Annotated in this window: 14 protein-coding genes and 3 pseudogenes; 10 read left to right on the top strand and 7 right to left on the bottom strand. The window is 64.4% G+C overall.

The window, feature by feature from the left end; all coding sequences use genetic code 11:
- Positions 1-66: 66 nt before the first annotated feature.
- The 5 genes from ATJ97_RS01185 to ATJ97_RS01165 all read right to left on the bottom strand — a co-directional run bounded on the left by ATJ97_RS01185 (position 67) and on the right by ATJ97_RS01165 (position 5,753).
- Complete coding sequence (locus tag ATJ97_RS01185) at positions 67-1,338, bottom strand: alanine racemase (RefSeq protein WP_098482179.1); 1,272 nt, start codon at positions 1,336-1,338, stop codon at positions 67-69.
- Positions 1,316-2,563, bottom strand: a complete 1,248-nt coding sequence (locus tag ATJ97_RS01180) for a M20 family metallopeptidase (protein WP_098482178.1) — start codon at positions 2,561-2,563, stop codon at positions 1,316-1,318. The genes ATJ97_RS01185 and ATJ97_RS01180 overlap by 23 nt, the downstream gene beginning before the upstream one ends.
- Positions 2,560-3,465 carry a carbohydrate ABC transporter permease gene (locus ATJ97_RS01175; protein ID WP_245861935.1) on the bottom strand — a complete coding sequence of 302 codons (906 nt, stop codon included), beginning with the start codon at positions 3,463-3,465 and terminating at the stop codon, positions 2,560-2,562. The genes ATJ97_RS01180 and ATJ97_RS01175 overlap by 4 nt, the downstream gene beginning before the upstream one ends.
- Positions 3,462-4,388 carry a carbohydrate ABC transporter permease gene (locus ATJ97_RS01170; RefSeq protein ID WP_098482177.1) on the bottom strand — a complete coding sequence of 309 codons (927 nt, stop codon included), beginning with the start codon at positions 4,386-4,388 and terminating at the stop codon, positions 3,462-3,464. The genes ATJ97_RS01175 and ATJ97_RS01170 overlap by 4 nt, the downstream gene beginning before the upstream one ends.
- 78 nt (positions 4,389-4,466) lie before the next feature.
- Complete coding sequence (locus ATJ97_RS01165; protein ID WP_098482176.1) at positions 4,467-5,753, bottom strand: ABC transporter substrate-binding protein; 1,287 nt, start codon at positions 5,751-5,753, stop codon at positions 4,467-4,469.
- Between the two features lie 128 nt (positions 5,754-5,881).
- Here ATJ97_RS01165 and ATJ97_RS01160 point away from each other — a divergent pair, with 128 nt between their 5' ends.
- The 7 genes and pseudogenes from ATJ97_RS01160 (at position 5,882) to ATJ97_RS01135 (ending at position 11,590) form a co-directional block, all read left to right on the top strand.
- Positions 5,882-6,577 (top strand): helix-turn-helix transcriptional regulator, encoded by a 696-nt coding sequence (locus ATJ97_RS01160; protein ID WP_170037022.1) that lies wholly within the window; start codon positions 5,882-5,884, stop codon positions 6,575-6,577.
- A 112-nt stretch (positions 6,578-6,689) separates the two neighbouring features.
- A complete protein-coding gene (locus ATJ97_RS20170) occupies positions 6,690-6,923 on the top strand; it encodes a PDDEXK nuclease domain-containing protein (protein ID WP_425432716.1) in 234 nt (77 codons plus the stop codon).
- 28 nt (positions 6,924-6,951) lie between these two features.
- The gene (locus ATJ97_RS20165) at positions 6,952-7,140 is read left to right on the top strand and encodes a hypothetical protein (RefSeq protein WP_425432715.1); all 189 of its coding nucleotides are present in this window, start codon (positions 6,952-6,954) and stop codon (positions 7,138-7,140) included.
- A gap of 334 nt (positions 7,141-7,474) precedes the next feature.
- Positions 7,475-8,428: an HNH endonuclease gene (locus tag ATJ97_RS01150; RefSeq protein ID WP_483866786.1), complete on the top strand. Its 954-nt coding sequence runs from the start codon at positions 7,475-7,477 to the stop codon at positions 8,426-8,428.
- Between the two features lie 187 nt (positions 8,429-8,615).
- Positions 8,616-8,825 carry a hypothetical protein gene (locus ATJ97_RS01145; RefSeq protein WP_098482172.1) on the top strand — a complete coding sequence of 70 codons (210 nt, stop codon included), beginning with the start codon at positions 8,616-8,618 and terminating at the stop codon, positions 8,823-8,825.
- 806 nt (positions 8,826-9,631) lie between these two features.
- Positions 9,632-9,970: pseudogene (locus tag ATJ97_RS01140) on the top strand (IS1634 family transposase); the annotation flags it as partial.
- A gap of 102 nt (positions 9,971-10,072) precedes the next feature.
- On the top strand, positions 10,073-11,590 hold the full coding sequence (locus tag ATJ97_RS01135; RefSeq protein WP_211287005.1) for an IS1634 family transposase: 1,518 nt from the start codon (positions 10,073-10,075) through the stop codon (positions 11,588-11,590).
- A 17-nt stretch (positions 11,591-11,607) separates the two neighbouring features.
- On the opposite strand, the gene ATJ97_RS19355 is transcribed toward ATJ97_RS01135, so the two are convergent.
- Both ATJ97_RS19355 and ATJ97_RS20730 read right to left on the bottom strand, forming a co-directional pair.
- Positions 11,608-13,311, bottom strand: coding sequence for a hypothetical protein (locus ATJ97_RS19355; RefSeq protein WP_143426839.1), 1,704 nt, complete (start codon positions 13,309-13,311; stop codon positions 11,608-11,610).
- Positions 13,312-13,348: 37 nt separating this feature from the next.
- Positions 13,349-13,477: pseudogene (locus tag ATJ97_RS20730) on the bottom strand (hypothetical protein); the annotation flags it as partial.
- Positions 13,478-13,916: 439 nt separating this feature from the next.
- Between ATJ97_RS20730 and ATJ97_RS01125 the strand changes: the two are divergent.
- The 3 genes and pseudogenes from ATJ97_RS01125 (at position 13,917) to ATJ97_RS01115 (ending at position 16,575) form a co-directional block, all read left to right on the top strand.
- A complete protein-coding gene (locus ATJ97_RS01125; protein WP_143426838.1) occupies positions 13,917-14,582 on the top strand; it encodes a helix-turn-helix domain-containing protein in 666 nt (221 codons plus the stop codon).
- 34 nt (positions 14,583-14,616) lie between these two features.
- Positions 14,617-14,955, top strand: a pseudogene (locus ATJ97_RS01120) (IS1634 family transposase); the annotation flags it as partial.
- A 102-nt stretch (positions 14,956-15,057) separates the two neighbouring features.
- On the top strand, positions 15,058-16,575 hold the full coding sequence (locus ATJ97_RS01115) for an IS1634 family transposase (protein WP_211287005.1): 1,518 nt from the start codon (positions 15,058-15,060) through the stop codon (positions 16,573-16,575).
- Positions 16,576-16,607: the final 32 nt, after the last annotated feature.

Here is a 16,607-nt window from a genome sequence, read left to right as displayed (position 1 = left end):
TTCTTCCAAACTCGGTGCACATGGCACCGCTCAACAGGGAGATAGACGTGAGTGTTTCTGCGGTGATCAGATGAACGAGCGAGCGACTCCCACGATGTAGTCCTGCTCGTCGGCGATGAGAGCGGCTTGCCACTTGTCATGGAGCGTGCAGGGGTGCGAGATGCCGAGCTGAATGAGGTCTCCCACCTGGACATCGCTATCGGGCGGTAGTGAGACGAACGCATGTTGATCGTTAAGACTGGTGACCCGCCACCCGTCGATCGGTTGTACCGAGTCGCCCCGCCGCAGGGCCAGCGGTTGCGGGAGATCCTGGTCGTAGGGCAGGTCACGGCGCCCGGAGTCGAGGATCGCCAGGCCCGGTTCAGGCAGCGACAGAACCTGCGACCATACCTCCGCAGCAGGGATGAGGCCGCCGTCCTCCGGGCTGCCGAGCGGCGACAACCGCGTGTAGAAGCCGTGGTCGTGCGTCAGATAGGCGCCGCTGCGGATGACGCGACGGACGTTGCGTCCGAGGTCCTGGAGCTTGTTGAACTCCTCGGCGACCACGTCGAAGTAGATGCTTCCGCCAGCGCTCAGCAGATACTCCTCGGCGGCGGCGTCGAAGAGGCCGGCGGCGGCGATCGCCTCGAATTCTCGGACAACGCCCGCGAGATACGCACCGACCGCTGCCAGGCCCTCGGCGTCCCGGTCGTGACTGACGCTGCCTTCGTAGCCGGCGACGCCGACCAAAGAGAGTCGTCGGGACTGCGCGGCCGCTCGAGCGACATTCAGCGCCGTCTTCGAGTCCCGACAGCCCGCTCGTCCTCCGGCATGGCCCAGTTCGAGCAGCACCGGCAAGGGTGGTCCGGCTGGGTCGAGTGCCGCGTCCAGCAGTTCTACCCCGGCCACCGAGTCGACGTAGCAGTAGAATTCGAACTCCGGGCCAGCGGCAATCTCGCGCTGCACCCATTGCGCAAACGCCGTATTCACCAGTTCGTTCGCCATGAGGATCCGGCGCGCGCCCGCAGCACGGAACGCCCGCGTCTGGTGGGGCGTCGCAACAGAGACTCCCCACGCCCCAGCCTCTGCCTGCAGCGCCCACAGCTGGGGCGAGACGGCCGTTTTCCCATGTGGCGCCAAAGAAACGTTGTGCTTGGCGCAGAATCGCGCGAGTACGGACGCATTGTGACGAAGCGCCGACTCCCGTAGGACGAGCGCGGGCCACTCGACCCCCGCCGCCGGGTCGAACAGGCCGTAGCGGCGTTGACCGATCTGTTCGATGGTGAGGTCGTGAGCCGCCGTCGGGAGGCCCTTAAACCTCCAGCCGACCGGTCCCTCAGCGATCTGTTGGCGATGCATCCGATCCCCCAAGGTTGCGACCTTCCATTCCGTAGGTGACGCGTCCCATCAGCACCGTGCGCATGATCTCCACTGCGGCCGTGAGCTCATCGATGTCGATCGACTCATCGGGTTTGTGCGCGTCCGTGATCGAGCCCGGTCCCAGGACAACCGCGGGGATGCCGACTGCGGCAAGCTTGCTTGCGTCGCTGCCCCAGCCGGTGCCGATCGGAGCGCCATCCCGGCCGACGTGGCTGAGTGCAGCGCCCACGCTGGCAACGAACGTATCTGCCGGGTCCGTGTCGAGCGCTAGGTCGACGAGGAAGGGCTCCTCGACGACAACTCGATCGCCGAACTTTTGCTCGACCCCCGCGCGCAGTTCTGCCCACACGTTGTGTGGGTCCTCTCCGGGCAGGGTCCGGCGATCCAGCGTGATGCGGCACTCGTTGGGGACGGTGTTCGGCCCACTGCCGCCGCTGATCATCGAGGTCACCAGGGTCGGCGGACCGACGAGCGGGTGGGCCTGATCGCCGAGGTGCGGGACGACGTCCGAGGCAAGGTGGGTCACGACCTCGGCGATCGACTCGATGGGGTTCACCAGCCCCCATGGCCGGGAGCTGTGCCCTCCAGGACCGGAAGCGACGATGTGGCAGCGCATGCATCCCTTGTGGGCCACAACCATCCGCAGGTCGGTCGGTTCACCCACCACGGCGCCGACGACCTCCCGCGCCGCGGACAACGACTCGCTCGCTAGAAGACCGGTCACTCCCCGGTATTCGTGCTCTTCGTCCACGACGCCCGCCAGGACAACCGAGTACGGCGGAACCTGCCCGCTCCGGGCGAGGTCACGCATCGCGATGAGGAAAGCTGCGAGCGGTCCCTTGGCGTCACACGCGCCCCGACCGTACAGTCGCCCTCCGTCCACTCTGGCTTCGAACGGCGGCACGGTCATGTGCTCGACCTCGACGGTGTCCAGATGGCTCTCGAGCAGCACGATCCTGCTCTGGTCTCGCCCCGGCAGCGTCACAATGACGTTGCACCGGCCGTCGACCACTTCTTCGAGCCATGCGTCAAGGCCGTTCCTGCGCGACCAGTCGGCGACGAACGTAGCGACCGCCGTCTCGGCCGGGATCGCCTGCCCTCGTGGATTGACACTCGGGATGGCGACAAGCTGTGCCAACAGACTCGTGACGTCAACGCGCACCGACTCCTCGGTCCGGGACACGAGCGTGGGCTCGGGGCTCATCCCTTCACCGCCCCTGCCGTCATTCCCGCGACCACGTACTTCTGGCCGAGGAGCGCAATGACCATCATCGGCGCCGTGATGCTGACGCAGGCCGCCATCAGGGCTCCCCAGTCGATGCTGGCGTACCCGATGAAGTTGAAGACCGCCACGGGCAGGGTGCGGGTGTCCGTGCCGGACAGCACCAGTGCGAAGACGAAGTTGTTCCACGAGAAGATGAAGGACAACATCGCCGACGTGGCAATTCCTGGCACCGCGAGCGGCAGGATGATGCGGAGAAAGGCCCCGATGTGGGTCAGCCCGTCGACGCGGGCTGCCTCCTCCAACTCTTCGGGCACGCCCTCGAACACCCCGATCATCACCCAGACGATGAGCGGTACCGAGATGAACATGTGCGAGATAACCAGCGAGCTGTATCCGCCGACCAACCCCAGCGAGGCGAAGATGAAGTACCACGGAACCAGAAGGGTGACGTGCGGGATCACTCGCGAGAGCAGGATGAGAACTGACGACTTCCCCATCGAGAATCGCTGGATCGAGTAGGCCGCGGGAACGCCCAGCACCAGAGCCAGCAGCGTCGACCCGACGCCGATGATCAAGCTGTTGACGAGGAACTCTAGGAAGTTCTCCTGCTCGAAGACTGCGGAGTAGTTCCGCAGTGTCGGCGAGAAAGAGAACGTCTTCGCCGGATCGTATATGTCGATGTTCGTCTTGAGCGATGCGAGGATCATCCAGGCGATCGGCAGGATGCACAAGAGTCCGAAGACCGCCAGGAAAACCGCCCGGAACACTGAGAACTGGCGCGACTCCAACGACCCGCCGGGACGGTGGCGCCGCTCCCGGCGCCCGTCTGCTGCCTGGACAGCCTCGACAGTTTCTCTGGTGATGACCGATGTCGAGCTCACCGCTGCGCCCCCTTTCTACGCATGGTCAGCACGACGAGCACAGCGACAATGAGCAGGAAGTAGATGAGAACAAGTGCTGAGGCCATCCCATACTCGTTGTAGTCAAAGCTCAGCGCGTAGGCGTAGATGTTGAGCGTCTCGACCTCGTGAGAAGATCCGCCCCCGGTTCCCTTTGTCACGTAGAGCAAATCGAACGTCTTCATGGCGTCGATGCTGCGAAGCAGAAGGGCGGCAATGATCGTGGACTTGAGCATGGGCAGGGTGACGTGCCAGAACCGCTGCCAGTTCGACGCGCCGTCGATGCGCGCCGCTTCCTGCTGCTCCTCGGGAAGGCCGACGAGACCGGCCAGGAGAATGAGGATGACCATCGGCGTCCACTGCCACACGTCGACGAGCATCAGCGTGGGCAGTGCGGTGGCAGGGTCGGAGATCCATCCTTGCGGTGCGATCCCGAACCATCCAAGGACCTGATTGGCAAACCCGATTGTCGGCTCGAAGATCAGCAGCCACATCATGGCTACGGCGACCGGCGTCGCCACCAGGGGCAGCAGCATCGCAACACGGACGGCGCGGCGGCCCATGAACGGTTTGCGCATGAGCAGCGCGACTGCCATGCCTAACGTCATCTCGAGTGAGACGGCGACCACCGTGAAGATGAGCGTCCGCCATACCGCCGGCCAGAAGCGGGTGGTGTCGGTGAGGATGCTGACGTAGTTGTCGAGCCACACGAAGTCAAAGGCCCGCTGAATGGACCCCTGGGCATCGGTGAAGCTCAGGACCATCGTGTAGGCCAGCGGCAAGACCATCAGAGCCAGCACGAAGATAATGGCCGGTGCCGCCAGTACCCACTTGCGGTGCTTGTTCGCCCAGTCCGACGCGCGCGTCAAGACAGGGGTATTCCGGAGCGTCGTCGTAGCTGTCATGACTCCTCGCTCGCGCAACCAGCGTTGCTTCGGACCGGAGCGGTCGTGGCGACCGCGAGTGAGTGCAGCAGGGCGGTGTTATTCACGCTCATCGGCGAGGAACTCACTGAACGCCTGGTCTGCAGCGTCAAGTGCGGCCTCGACGTCGCCCCCTTCGATCGCGGTCACGATGGGTTCACCGACGATGTCGCGGGCGCGGCTGACGTTGAGGACGACCGGGTGGCTGTAGCCCACTCCGACCTCGGCACTCGCCCGCTGCGCTTCGGCGAGGTCCTCGGGGAACGTGCCGTCAACCTGGGCTTCCCAGGCCGAAGCACGGGAGCCGATGACGCCGCCCTCCTGCGCCTTGAGGGTGTTCTCCTGGTTGGTCGCCCAGCGGACAAACTCCCAGGCCGCCTCCTGGTTGTTGGACGTCGAAGGCACAGCAAGCGCCCACGCGGGAACGTTCGTCGGGCGAGATCCTGCCGGACCGGCCGGGAACTGCGCGAAGCCGACCGTCTCGGTTACCGTCGAGCTCTCGGGGTCGGTCGCGTTGGTGTAGAGGCTGTCCGCCTCGGTGTAGAAGGCCGCTCGACCCTGCGTGAAGATGGCCATCGCCTCGGGCCAGCTCATGTTGGTGACTCCGGGCGGGCCGTAGTTGCGCAACATGTCGCCGTAGAAGGTGTAAGCCGCTCGGGCCTCAGGCGTTCCGATGCCCGATGTTCCGTCGTCCGTCTCCCAGTCCGCGCCGTAGCTGTACAGGAAGCTCGAGAACTGTGTGACGGCTGCGGCTCGCGCGCCTCGGGACACGAAGCCATAGACGCCCTCGTTCCGCTCCTGGATCATTCGCGCGGCTTCCTCCAGCTCCTCGAGGGTCTGCGGCACCTCGAGGCCGGCCTCGTCGAGCAGGTCCTTGCGGTAGTACAAGACTTCACGCTCCGTCGACAACGGCACGGCCAGGACCTGGTCGTCCACCGTGACAGAAGCCTGCGGTCCCTCCTGGAAGTCGCTCCAGTCCCATGTCTCGTCGGTGGTGGCCCATTCGGTGAGGTCTGTGAGCCAGCCGTTCTCATGGAACGTCCGCACCTCCTGCAGCGGACGCATCATCATGACGTCGATGTCATCGGCGCTGGCGTTAAGCCGGACATTCAGCTGCTGTGAGAGTTGGTCCTCTGTGTAGGAGGTGACCTCTACGGTGAGGCCGGTCTCTTCCTCAAACTCGTCGATTCCGCTCAGCACCGCGTCGGTCCAGGGATGGTTGGCAACGACGACGCGCACGGTGCCGCCGCCGGATTCCTCGCTGGCCCCGCCGCAACCTGTCAGGATCAGGGACGTACACGCGACGACTGCGCCGATTGCAGCCAGACGAGGGGTACGTAGACGCATGGGTCCTCCAAAGATGGATGAGAAGCCAGTTCGTGTAGTGGCGCCGTTGCTGAACTGAACTTCTATTAACTTAACCCGATTTCTACAGTATGCTTTCGGACGTGTCAACGCGGTTCCAGGAGGAAGAGATGACCCAGCTGAGCGACTCCGGCGCGTTGGCTACCAACGACCAGTTCGACGACATCGAGACCCTGTACGCAGTCCTGCACCCGGTCATGCGTGCCATCGCAGCCGCGGTCGGACGCCATTGTGAGGTCGTGCTGCACGATCTGCGGTCGCGATCGATGGACCGGACGATCTATGCGATCGAGAACGGTCACGTGACTGGCCGCACCGTCGGCGGCCCCTCGACGAACCTGGGGCTAGGCGTACTACAGAACGAAGGGGCCAACCATGACGCCTTCGGCTACCGGGGTCGGACGTCGGACGGCCGCGACCTCCACTGTTCCTCGGTCTACTACCGGGACAGGTCGGGTGCGGTCATCGCAGCCCTCTGCATCAACATCGACCTCACTCCCCTGAAGAACGCAGAAGCATTGGTCGCGTCGCTCATTCCGACGGCAGCGGACGCGCAGTCGCCGGAGGAGATCGTCGGGCCGGACATCCAGCACGTACTCGAGGACATGATCGAGAGCGCAGTCGAGGCGGTCGGCAAACCGGTCAACTTGATGGACAAGCGCGACCGCGTCGAGGTTTTGCGTCTGCTCGAGGAACGCGGTGCCTTCCACATCAAGCGCTCTGTGGACCGGGTCGCCGCGCGCCTGGGTATCTCGAAGGTGACTGCCTACAGCGACCTCGACACCGTCCGGAACGGACGCGCCTGACAGGCGGGCACTTCCGTCGGCGCACAGTCCTATATCCGCCCCCAGTGATTGGCTGTGCCGCTATGACGGGGCGACGAACCCGAACCGGGCGGAAAGAATGTGCCCGCCCTCCGTGTTCGTCATTTCCAGGCACGGCATGGCGTTCGTCGGCCCAGAGGTCCACCTCGACGTCGCCGACGACGTGCTCGTCGTCGACCTGCTCCTCTTCCACGTCACCCAGCTGCGCTACGTCGTCGTCGAGCTCAAGATCGGCCGCCTCTCCCCCGCCTACGTCGGACAGCTTCTCCCCCGCCTACGTCGGACAGCTCGGCACCTACGTCGCCGTCGTCGACGACTGCGTCCGTAACCACGCCATCCACGCGCCCACCACTGGGTTGCTGCTGTGCGCCAGCCGCGACGAGCAGGTCGTCCGCTACGCCCTTGCCAGCGCCAGCGCACCTCTTGCGGTCGCCACCTGCGACACCCTTCCCCCCGAGCAGCGCCAAGATCCCCCCGACCGCGAGGGGACTGACAGCCACCCTTACAGACGTCCTCGCCGACACGTCGCGCGAACTTGCGGGTGATCAGCCCACCGAGAACTGACGGAGCGATCCCTGGACTGACGTATCGACCGCTACCGGATCAGCATGCGAGAGGCGAGTCTCAGCATGCAAGCCGAACGGTCTGCCGTGGCTAGCGCTCATGTTCCGCCAGCACGACCTCAAGCGTCGTGGCCTGTAAACGCCGTGACAAATCGCCCGCATGAGATGAGCCGATCTTCGCGCACAAGTCCTCGAAAGCTCCTCGCGTCGGTCAACTGACTAGTACCGTCCGTATCGACCCGGAGCCTCGACTACGGAAAGACCCGTCGCCATGCCCGCACCCATCCTCATTCCTCTGCTCCTTGCTGCGGTCATCATGGTCCCGGCAGTAACCGGCAATTTCTGGCTGACTGTGCTCGCCCTAGCCGCAGTCTGCTTCGCGAACCCCGTTGTTCGCACGATCCGAAAGAACCGTTACTTCGCGTCAGAGCACTTCCAGACGCTCAAGACGGAGATCGCCTCCGTGGTTGCCGAGCACAACGACGTGGTCGACTACGTCGAGGAGATCCGCACCCGGGGCTCGTTCGAGCTCGGATCATCGTCCACCGGCCAGCACGCGCACCTCGCCTCATTCGAGAACACCTCGGCGTGGAACAACCGGCGCGACCGCAACATCGCCGAATACGCCCCGCACGTGCACAACGCCTCACTGCAGGTCGTGCGCAACGCCAGCGCCGACCCGATCAAGTACCTCATGAAGTACTTCTCCATCAAGGCCGACCAGAACACCCTCGCCGATGTCCAGCGCGTCGCCAACGACATAGCCCAATTGGAAGAAGCCGTCGCCAACGTCAAGGAGCGCGAGGCGGACATCACCGCAAAGATCGACCCGCCCGCGTTCATCCTCAAGCACTACCGCGAGGAGTTCTGGGACCAGGTCGGCGTTCACCTCTCACCGATCGAGGTGCCTTACCCGCAGTACAAGTTCCAGTACACCTCTGCCGGCGGCAACAGCGGTCAGACGACGAACATCGAGCTCAACACGCCGACGCTCGAGGCGCTGGCCGCAACCCTCGTCGACAAGATCCGCTGGGCCAAGTCCGCTTCCGGACAGCGTGCGCTTATGACGGCCAGGCTGCGTAGCCACATCAAGGAGCGCGACAATCACACCTGCTTGAGCTGCGGGGTCTCGCTGGCCGCGGAGCCACACCTGCTGCTCGAGGTTGACCACATCATGCCCGTGTCCAAAGGCGGGCTCAGCGTTCCCGAGAACCTTCAAACGCTGTGCTGGAAGTGCAACCGCACCAAGGGCGCGAAGGTCATCGCCTGAGGCAAGCGCCCACGCAGGAAGGCGTGTCGGGCGCGTCCTCGTGTCATACGCATCAGCCTGGGACTCCGACCCAGACGAGGGTCGGCATAACTGGTTGGTAAGTGCCAGACCGCGGACACTGCACATTGCGACGGAAGTGGGGCGGATTCCCCTGTCTGTAGGTAATTCGCGGCGCTACGGTTGACAGATGAAATACGTGCTTCTCTACCTCCTCGGGCTCGCTATCTCTTGCGCAGTACTTTTCCTTGTCGTGCGGGCGGCCGTGCTCGACGCGGCTCGCCGGGCCCTGGCCGAGCACCGCACAATTAGCCTCTTCAGTGACGCTGCTGTCGAGGATGAGGAGGAAGAGAAAGAGGAGATTCCGGAGACTCGGTTCCTCGACCGCTTCCGCGACTGAATCGGGCCAGACCGTTGAATTGGCCCTTCGGCTCGTCTGGGTCGCATCGCGACCTCCGCGGAACTTCAAGTCGCCGAGACGTCATACGCCGCCTATAACGTAGAACAAGCCCAGTGGCCGGCCAGAGGCACCTGCCGCGTCGAACGTTGCGATCACAGCTTGCGCCCCGCAACAGTTCGGAGCTGACGCGCCTTGATGTGGTCGCAAACTGTCCACAAATACGCGTCCAGAGTGCGATGCTACGCGTTCCTTCTGTATTTACTGGGCCTTGGAAATCGTGCGACCGCACAATAGAGACATAAAGGTCCGTTATCGGATCCGTACAAAGACCCGCGTCTCCCTCAGGCGCAACGCTCCGCAGCGCGCCTCGGCCCTACATTGGCTCGGTCGGCGCTGGTCACTCCACGGGCTCGAGCCTCAAATACGCATTTGCCGGCACGGTGATGAGACAGGCGTCGTCTGCAGCACTACCGCTGAGGCTTACGCGAGCGTCGAGATGATGTGCCCGGCATGCCTGACGGGGCGCCGTCACTAACAGTGGCCACCGCCTAACCAGTAATGGCGCGCAGCATATCCGCTAATCCGCTGAGCAGGGCTCCCGAACCTATGTCTGTAACTGCGAGGGTTGCAGAAGCGACCGCTAGGGAGGCGAGGGAGATCCAAGTGGCCAAGCGACTGATCTTGTACGTGTCGATCGATGAGCCCCCTGACTTCCACAGGTGCGGGCGGTGCTGAGGGTGTTGGTGCAGGTCAGCGGCGTGTGGGTGGCTGATTCGGGGCACTAGCCTGCCGGGTAGTCTCACGAGGTGTCCCTGTTCATCCGTAAGGTCCGGACCTCGTCGGGGGCCACGGCCGTGCAGATCGTGGACAAGCGCGGCGGGACAAGGCGGATCGTGGCGCATCTGGGCTCGGCGCACGATGACGTCGAGCTCGCGGTGCTGATGCAGGCCGCGCGGGAGCGGCTGAACGAGGGGCAGGGCGAGCTCGACCTCGGGCTGGACACTGCCGTGCAGACCAGTCCCGGGCGGGCCCGGGTGGTCGCGACCGCCAGCCAGGTGCTGTGGGACGTCCTCGTCGACGCGTACCGGTTCCTGGGCTTCGACGTCCTGAGGGACGAGGCGTTCATGAAGCTGGTGCTCGCCCGGACCTGACTTCCACAGGTGCGGGCGGTGCTGAGGGTGTTGGTGCAGGTCAGCGGCGTGTGGGTGGCTGATTCGGGGCACTAGCCTGCCGGGTAGTCTCACGAGGTGTCCCTGTTCATCCGTAAGGTCCGGACCTCGTCGGGGGCCACGGCCGTGCAGATCGTGGACAAGCGCGGCGGGACAAGGCGGATCGTGGCGCATCTGGGCTCGGCGCACGATGACGTCGAGCTCGCGGTGCTGATGCAGGCCGCGCGGGAGCGGCTGAACGAGGGGCAGGGCGAGCTCGACCTCGGGCTGGACACTGCCGTGCAGACCAGTCCCGGGCGGGCCCGGGTGGTCGCGACCGCCAGCCAGGTGCTGTGGGACGTCCTCGTCGACGCGTACCGGTTCCTGGGCTTCGACGTCCTGAGGGACGAGGCGTTCATGAAGCTGGTGCTCGCCCGGATCATCGAGCCGACGTCGAAGGCCGACACCATCCGCGTCCTGGAGGACGTCGGCATCACGGCCCCGCACCTGAACACCCTCTACGCCACCCTGCGCCGCTCCCAGGAGCGCGACTACCGCGACGTCCTGGCCAGGAGGTGCCTGGCACACTCGGCCCGCACGACCGGCACCGCGGCGATGATCATGTACGACGTCACGACCCTGCACTTCGAGAACGAGGACGAGGACGACCTGCGCAAGGTCGGGATGAGCAAGGAACGCCGCGTCGACCCCCAGGTCCAGGTCGGGCTCCTCGTCGACCCGGGCGGGTTCCCCCTCGAGGTCCACCTCTTCGAGGGGAACAAGGCCGAGACCACCACCCTGATCCCGGTCCTGACCGAGTTCCAGCAGCGCCACGGCGTCACCGACCTGGTGGTGGTCGCCGACGCGGGCATGCTCTCCGCGGCGAACCTCAACGCCCTGGAGGACGCCGGCTTCAAGTTCATCGTCGGCTCGCGCCTGACCAAGGCGCCCTACGACCTCGCCGAGCACTTCGAGCGCAAGGGCAACTACTTCGAGGACGGCCAGATCCTGGAGTCGACCCGGGTGATGGGCACCGGGAAGAACGCCCGGGAACGGCGCATCGTCTACCAGTGGTCCTTCAAGCGGAACAAGCGCGATGACCGCAACATCAACCTCATGATCGCCAAGGCCGAGAAGATCGCCGCCGGCACCGTCCCGCTGAAGAAGGCCCGCTTCCTGAAGGTCTCCGGCGCGACCAAGGAGCTCGACCAGGCCACCATCGACCGCGCCCGCCAGCTCGCCGGACTGAAGGGCTACGTCACCAACCTGCCCGCGAAGACCATGCCCGGCCAGGCCATCATCAGCGCCTACCACGACCTGTGGCGCGTGGAGCAGTCCTTCCGCATGACCAAGTCCGACCTGAAGGCCCGGCCCGTCTTCCACCACCAGCGCGAGGCCATCGAGGCCCACCTCACCGTGGTCCTCGCCGCCCTGGCCATCAGCCGCTACCTGCAAGAAGCCGCCGGAGTCTCGATCAAGAAGCTGGTCCAGACCCTACGACCGCTGCGCTCGGTCCTCATCGACATCGACGGCCACCACATCACCGCCTACCCGACCATCCCCTCGGAAGCCCGCACCATCCTCGACAAGCTCCCGCCCATCAGCACGGGGCACTAGGACTGTGGAACTCGGGCCTAACCAGTAATGGCGCGCAGCATATCCGCTAATCCGCTGAGCAGGGCTCCCGAACCTATGTCTGTAACTGCGAGGGTTGCAGAAGCGACCGCTAGGGAGGCGAGGGAGATCCAAGTGGCCAAGCGACTGATCTTGTACGTGTCGATCGATGAGCCCAGCGATGCAACCGTGGACAGAATCTCTCTATAGTCTTTATCTGCCTGGAGTAGTGAAGTTACTCGCCGCTTGCAGACTTTGCGGACATGCTTATTGAAGTCGATCGGTGTGAATCGCGGCCTGTTCTGAGCCTCGTCTTCCATGACTATCCATGGTGCGTAATCCAAGACAAAGCGTGGCTCGCCCAGGTACCGAGTTTTGCGTCGCCAGAAATCGCCTAGGTCGCGGCTAATGCTTGTTAAGTCGAGGCTCATCGTCAAAAAGCTCGCTCTCAGTTGCTTAATGTACGCCGCCTTGAACCGGCCGTGCCTTGACCTAGCATCATCCCGCAATACGGCATACCGCTCTTCGATGACACTAAGGAAATTTGCGATGCCTAGGGTGACCAAGAAGTTGGACAGCGAGTCGTCAGCAGCGTTCGAGATGGCGCGTCGATGTTCTTTCCCGTAGAAGTGCAGGTTCTGCATCGATTGCGCGACAGAAGTTGTGTTTCCCCATAGAGTCCACGTGTGGTCTCCTTCGAATGGTGGGCACATCCGCCCCTCGACTTCGCTCAGCACCAGGTTTGGCAGATCTTTTGAGGTCCGGTACAACGAGTTGTCTGTGATGCCGAGGGCGCGCAGTGCATCCCAGTATTTCCGATCATCGCGAGTGGCGAGGATGGGGTCGTACTTCTCCAGAAGCAGCATGTCCATAAGCGGCTGCGTCTTTCCGTTCGCGGAAAAATATCCTGGGCAGCGATCGCTCATCCATGCCCTTGCCTCTTCATGTAGTTCGCGGCGGGCATTTTGCGTCTTGCGGTAAGCCGTGAACATTCGGTCGTTAGCGTGCGGGCGACGGCGCTTCCGGTAGACGATCTCGGGCTCGTGCTTTCTATGCCACATCTCGTCCACATACTCACTGCCGGCTTCATTGAGGTGGAAATGGGCAACGACTGCAGTCAATCCGGAACCTATTTGAATCGCGCCGAGTTCAATGGCCCCAATGTGTGGAGGTAACTTCTCTCGCACGCTGTCGGGGAACACATAAGGTGAGCCCTCACCGGAGACCTCTCCTAGCCGCCACCACGACCAACCTTGGCCCGTCCTGGACCTATTCAACATCGTTCGGTTCTGTTCCCCAGTGCCGATGCTCACTCGCCTGCGGTCCCAACCGTTGCGTTCGAAAGCTCTATTCAAGGCGTCGATTTCGCTCGGGGGGAAAAGCTCTACTGCCCAGAGGCCTGGAATGGTGACATGCTCATCGTCCGGTACGTGGATGTTGTGGCGCGGGTCGGCCGGGTCCCATGCTCTGTGCAACTCGTGAGAGTAATAGGGAAGCAGGTAATTCTGGATGTTGCTTAAGTGTGGTCGCACGCGGGCCGGTATGAAACGTTTCGGGCGTGCGAATAGAAGCCAGCGGATGAACCTGTACGGGAGGTCGTACCATCGGCGTCCCTTGCCGATGTCTGCGACCTTACCGTGTGCTTCGCCAATGTAGTCGGGGTCGGCTGCGCGGTTTGTGGAACCTTCCGACCTTCGGGTGTTCGGCGGCTTATCTTCGTTCATCGGTACCTCCGGTGCCGAACTTAGCGAGTCAACGCCGCTAGTCGGAGTTTTGACGCCCCGCGCCCGGTTGCACGTTGTATGAGTTGTCGCTTAGTCGCGCATGTTCGGGGTCGAGGCGGAGGTGTCGCCAGGCTCGCCACAGGGCCTCAAGGCGGACGATGGCCTCGGGGTGGCGTCACCACTCCGCGGGGCATTTCGCGGTGGTGTTGGGGCCGACGCGGCGGCGGTAGAGCTGGCGGAGGTGCTCGCGCACGAACTGGTCGACGGAGCCGTAGTGCAGGGCCGGTTCCTCCGGCCCGGACTCGCCGACACCCGCCTCGGCGGTGCGGGCGTCGATGAGGTCTTCGGCCTCGTCCCAGCCGCTCAGCTAGCGAGGGGGCGGGAGAGCAGCTGTGGGAGTGATCGGACTTGAAATGCCCAGTCTCGGGGAACGGCGCACCAAGACTTGCCCCCGCGCGCAGCAACTGGCGTACTGGCTGGTATCAGGTGAGTTTTAGGTGTGTATCAGTTAAGTAGCAGGCACATTGCATTGGTTGGTGCGGCGCCGCAACTGGCGGTTGCTGAAGCTGCATTGGTTGTGCACGCAGAGTGGTGCAATGGTGCCTATGAAGCAGTCATCTGCAGACCTGTCATCCGGCAACCAGGTCGCACTACTTGACGAGCCGGCCGCAACCCCTGCTGAGACGTGCGCCGAGATGCTCAGGTTGGTGCCGCGTGACTACTTCCAGCTTCGCGGCGTCCTCGTCCAGCTGCCCAAGGGCAACGGGGCTGACCGCAGCAGCACCTTGGCCCGCATGGTGACCGGCCGTCGGCACCGTGCCCTGCTCCTCTATCTGCTTCTGCTCACGTGCTGGCCGTGGCTCGAGAGTCGACGCGAACCGCTGCCCGCCACGGCATGGGTTCGCGCCCTCACCGCGACCGACCGAGGCGCACCAACGTGGTCGCCATCGACTCTCTCGCGGGTGTGGGCCGAGCTCGAGGAACTGGGCCTGATCGAGAAAAGAGAGCGGGAGGGGCGTGCCGTACGAGTTCGCCCCCGACGCGAGGACGGCAGAGAGGCGTACGACGCCCCTGGCGGTCGTCGCGACCTGATGAACACCTACTTCGTGTTGCCGCTCGACTTCTGGCGTGACGAAACCTTTGCGAAGCTCACCCTTCCTGGCCTCGCGATGCTGCTGATCATCGCCAAGGAGACGAACCCGAACCTGACTTCCACAGGTGCGGGCGGTGCTGAGGGTGTTGGTGCAGGTCAGCGGCGTGTGGGTGGCTGATTCGGGGCACTAGCCTGCCGGGTAGTCTCACGAGGTGTCCCTGTTCATCCGTAAGGTCCGGACCTCGTCGGGGGCCACGGCCGTGCAGATCGTGGACAAGCGCGGCGGGACAAGGCGGATCGTGGCGCATCTGGGCTCGGCGCACGATGACGTCGAGCTCGCGGTGCTGATGCAGGCCGCGCGGGAGCGGCTGAACGAGGGGCAGGGCGAGCTCGACCTCGGGCTGGACACTGCCGTGCAGACCAGTCCCGGGCGGGCCCGGGTGGTCGCGACCGCCAGCCAGGTGCTGTGGGACGTCCTCGTCGACGCGTACCGGTTCCTGGGCTTCGACGTCCTGAGGGACGAGGCGTTCATGAAGCTGGTGCTCGCCCGGACCTGACTTCCACAGGTGCGGGCGGTGCTGAGGGTGTTGGTGCAGGTCAGCGGCGTGTGGGTGGCTGATTCGGGGCACTAGCCTGCCGGGTAGTCTCACGAGGTGTCCCTGTTCATCCGTAAGGTCCGGACCTCGTCGGGGGCCACGGCCGTGCAGATCGTGGACAAGCGCGGCGGGACAAGGCGGATCGTGGCGCATCTGGGCTCGGCGCACGATGACGTCGAGCTCGCGGTGCTGATGCAGGCCGCGCGGGAGCGGCTGAACGAGGGGCAGGGCGAGCTCGACCTCGGGCTGGACACTGCCGTGCAGACCAGTCCCGGGCGGGCCCGGGTGGTCGCGACCGCCAGCCAGGTGCTGTGGGACGTCCTCGTCGACGCGTACCGGTTCCTGGGCTTCGACGTCCTGAGGGACGAGGCGTTCATGAAGCTGGTGCTCGCCCGGATCATCGAGCCGACGTCGAAGGCCGACACCATCCGCGTCCTGGAGGACGTCGGCATCACGGCCCCGCACCTGAACACCCTCTACGCCACCCTGCGCCGCTCCCAGGAGCGCGACTACCGCGACGTCCTGGCCAGGAGGTGCCTGGCACACTCGGCCCGCACGACCGGCACCGCGGCGATGATCATGTACGACGTCACGACCCTGCACTTCGAGAACGAGGACGAGGACGACCTGCGCAAGGTCGGGATGAGCAAGGAACGCCGCGTCGACCCCCAGGTCCAGGTCGGGCTCCTCGTCGACCCGGGCGGGTTCCCCCTCGAGGTCCACCTCTTCGAGGGGAACAAGGCCGAGACCACCACCCTGATCCCGGTCCTGACCGAGTTCCAGCAGCGCCACGGCGTCACCGACCTGGTGGTGGTCGCCGACGCGGGCATGCTCTCCGCGGCGAACCTCAACGCCCTGGAGGACGCCGGCTTCAAGTTCATCGTCGGCTCGCGCCTGACCAAGGCGCCCTACGACCTCGCCGAGCACTTCGAGCGCAAGGGCAACTACTTCGAGGACGGCCAGATCCTGGAGTCGACCCGGGTGATGGGCACCGGGAAGAACGCCCGGGAACGGCGCATCGTCTACCAGTGGTCCTTCAAGCGGAACAAGCGCGATGACCGCAACATCAACCTCATGATCGCCAAGGCCGAGAAGATCGCCGCCGGCACCGTCCCGCTGAAGAAGGCCCGCTTCCTGAAGGTCTCCGGCGCGACCAAGGAGCTCGACCAGGCCACCATCGACCGCGCCCGCCAGCTCGCCGGACTGAAGGGCTACGTCACCAACCTGCCCGCGAAGACCATGCCCGGCCAGGCCATCATCAGCGCCTACCACGACCTGTGGCGCGTGGAGCAGTCCTTCCGCATGACCAAGTCCGACCTGAAGGCCCGGCCCGTCTTCCACCACCAGCGCGAGGCCATCGAGGCCCACCTCACCGTGGTCCTCGCCGCCCTGGCCATCAGCCGCTACCTGCAAGAAGCCGCCGGAGTCTCGATCAAGAAGCTGGTCCAGACCCTACGACCGCTGCGCTCGGTCCTCATCGACATCGACGGCCACCACATCACCGCCTACCCGACCATCCCCTCGGAAGCCCGCACCATCCTCGACAAGCTCCCGCCCATCAGCACGGGGCACTAGGACTGTGGAACTCGGGTGACGAAACCTTTGCG

Source organism: Georgenia soli (assembly GCF_002563695.1).
Taxonomy (GTDB): Bacteria; Actinomycetota; Actinomycetes; order Actinomycetales; family Actinomycetaceae; genus Georgenia; species Georgenia soli.
This window is presented reverse-complemented; position numbering and strand designations above follow the sequence as displayed.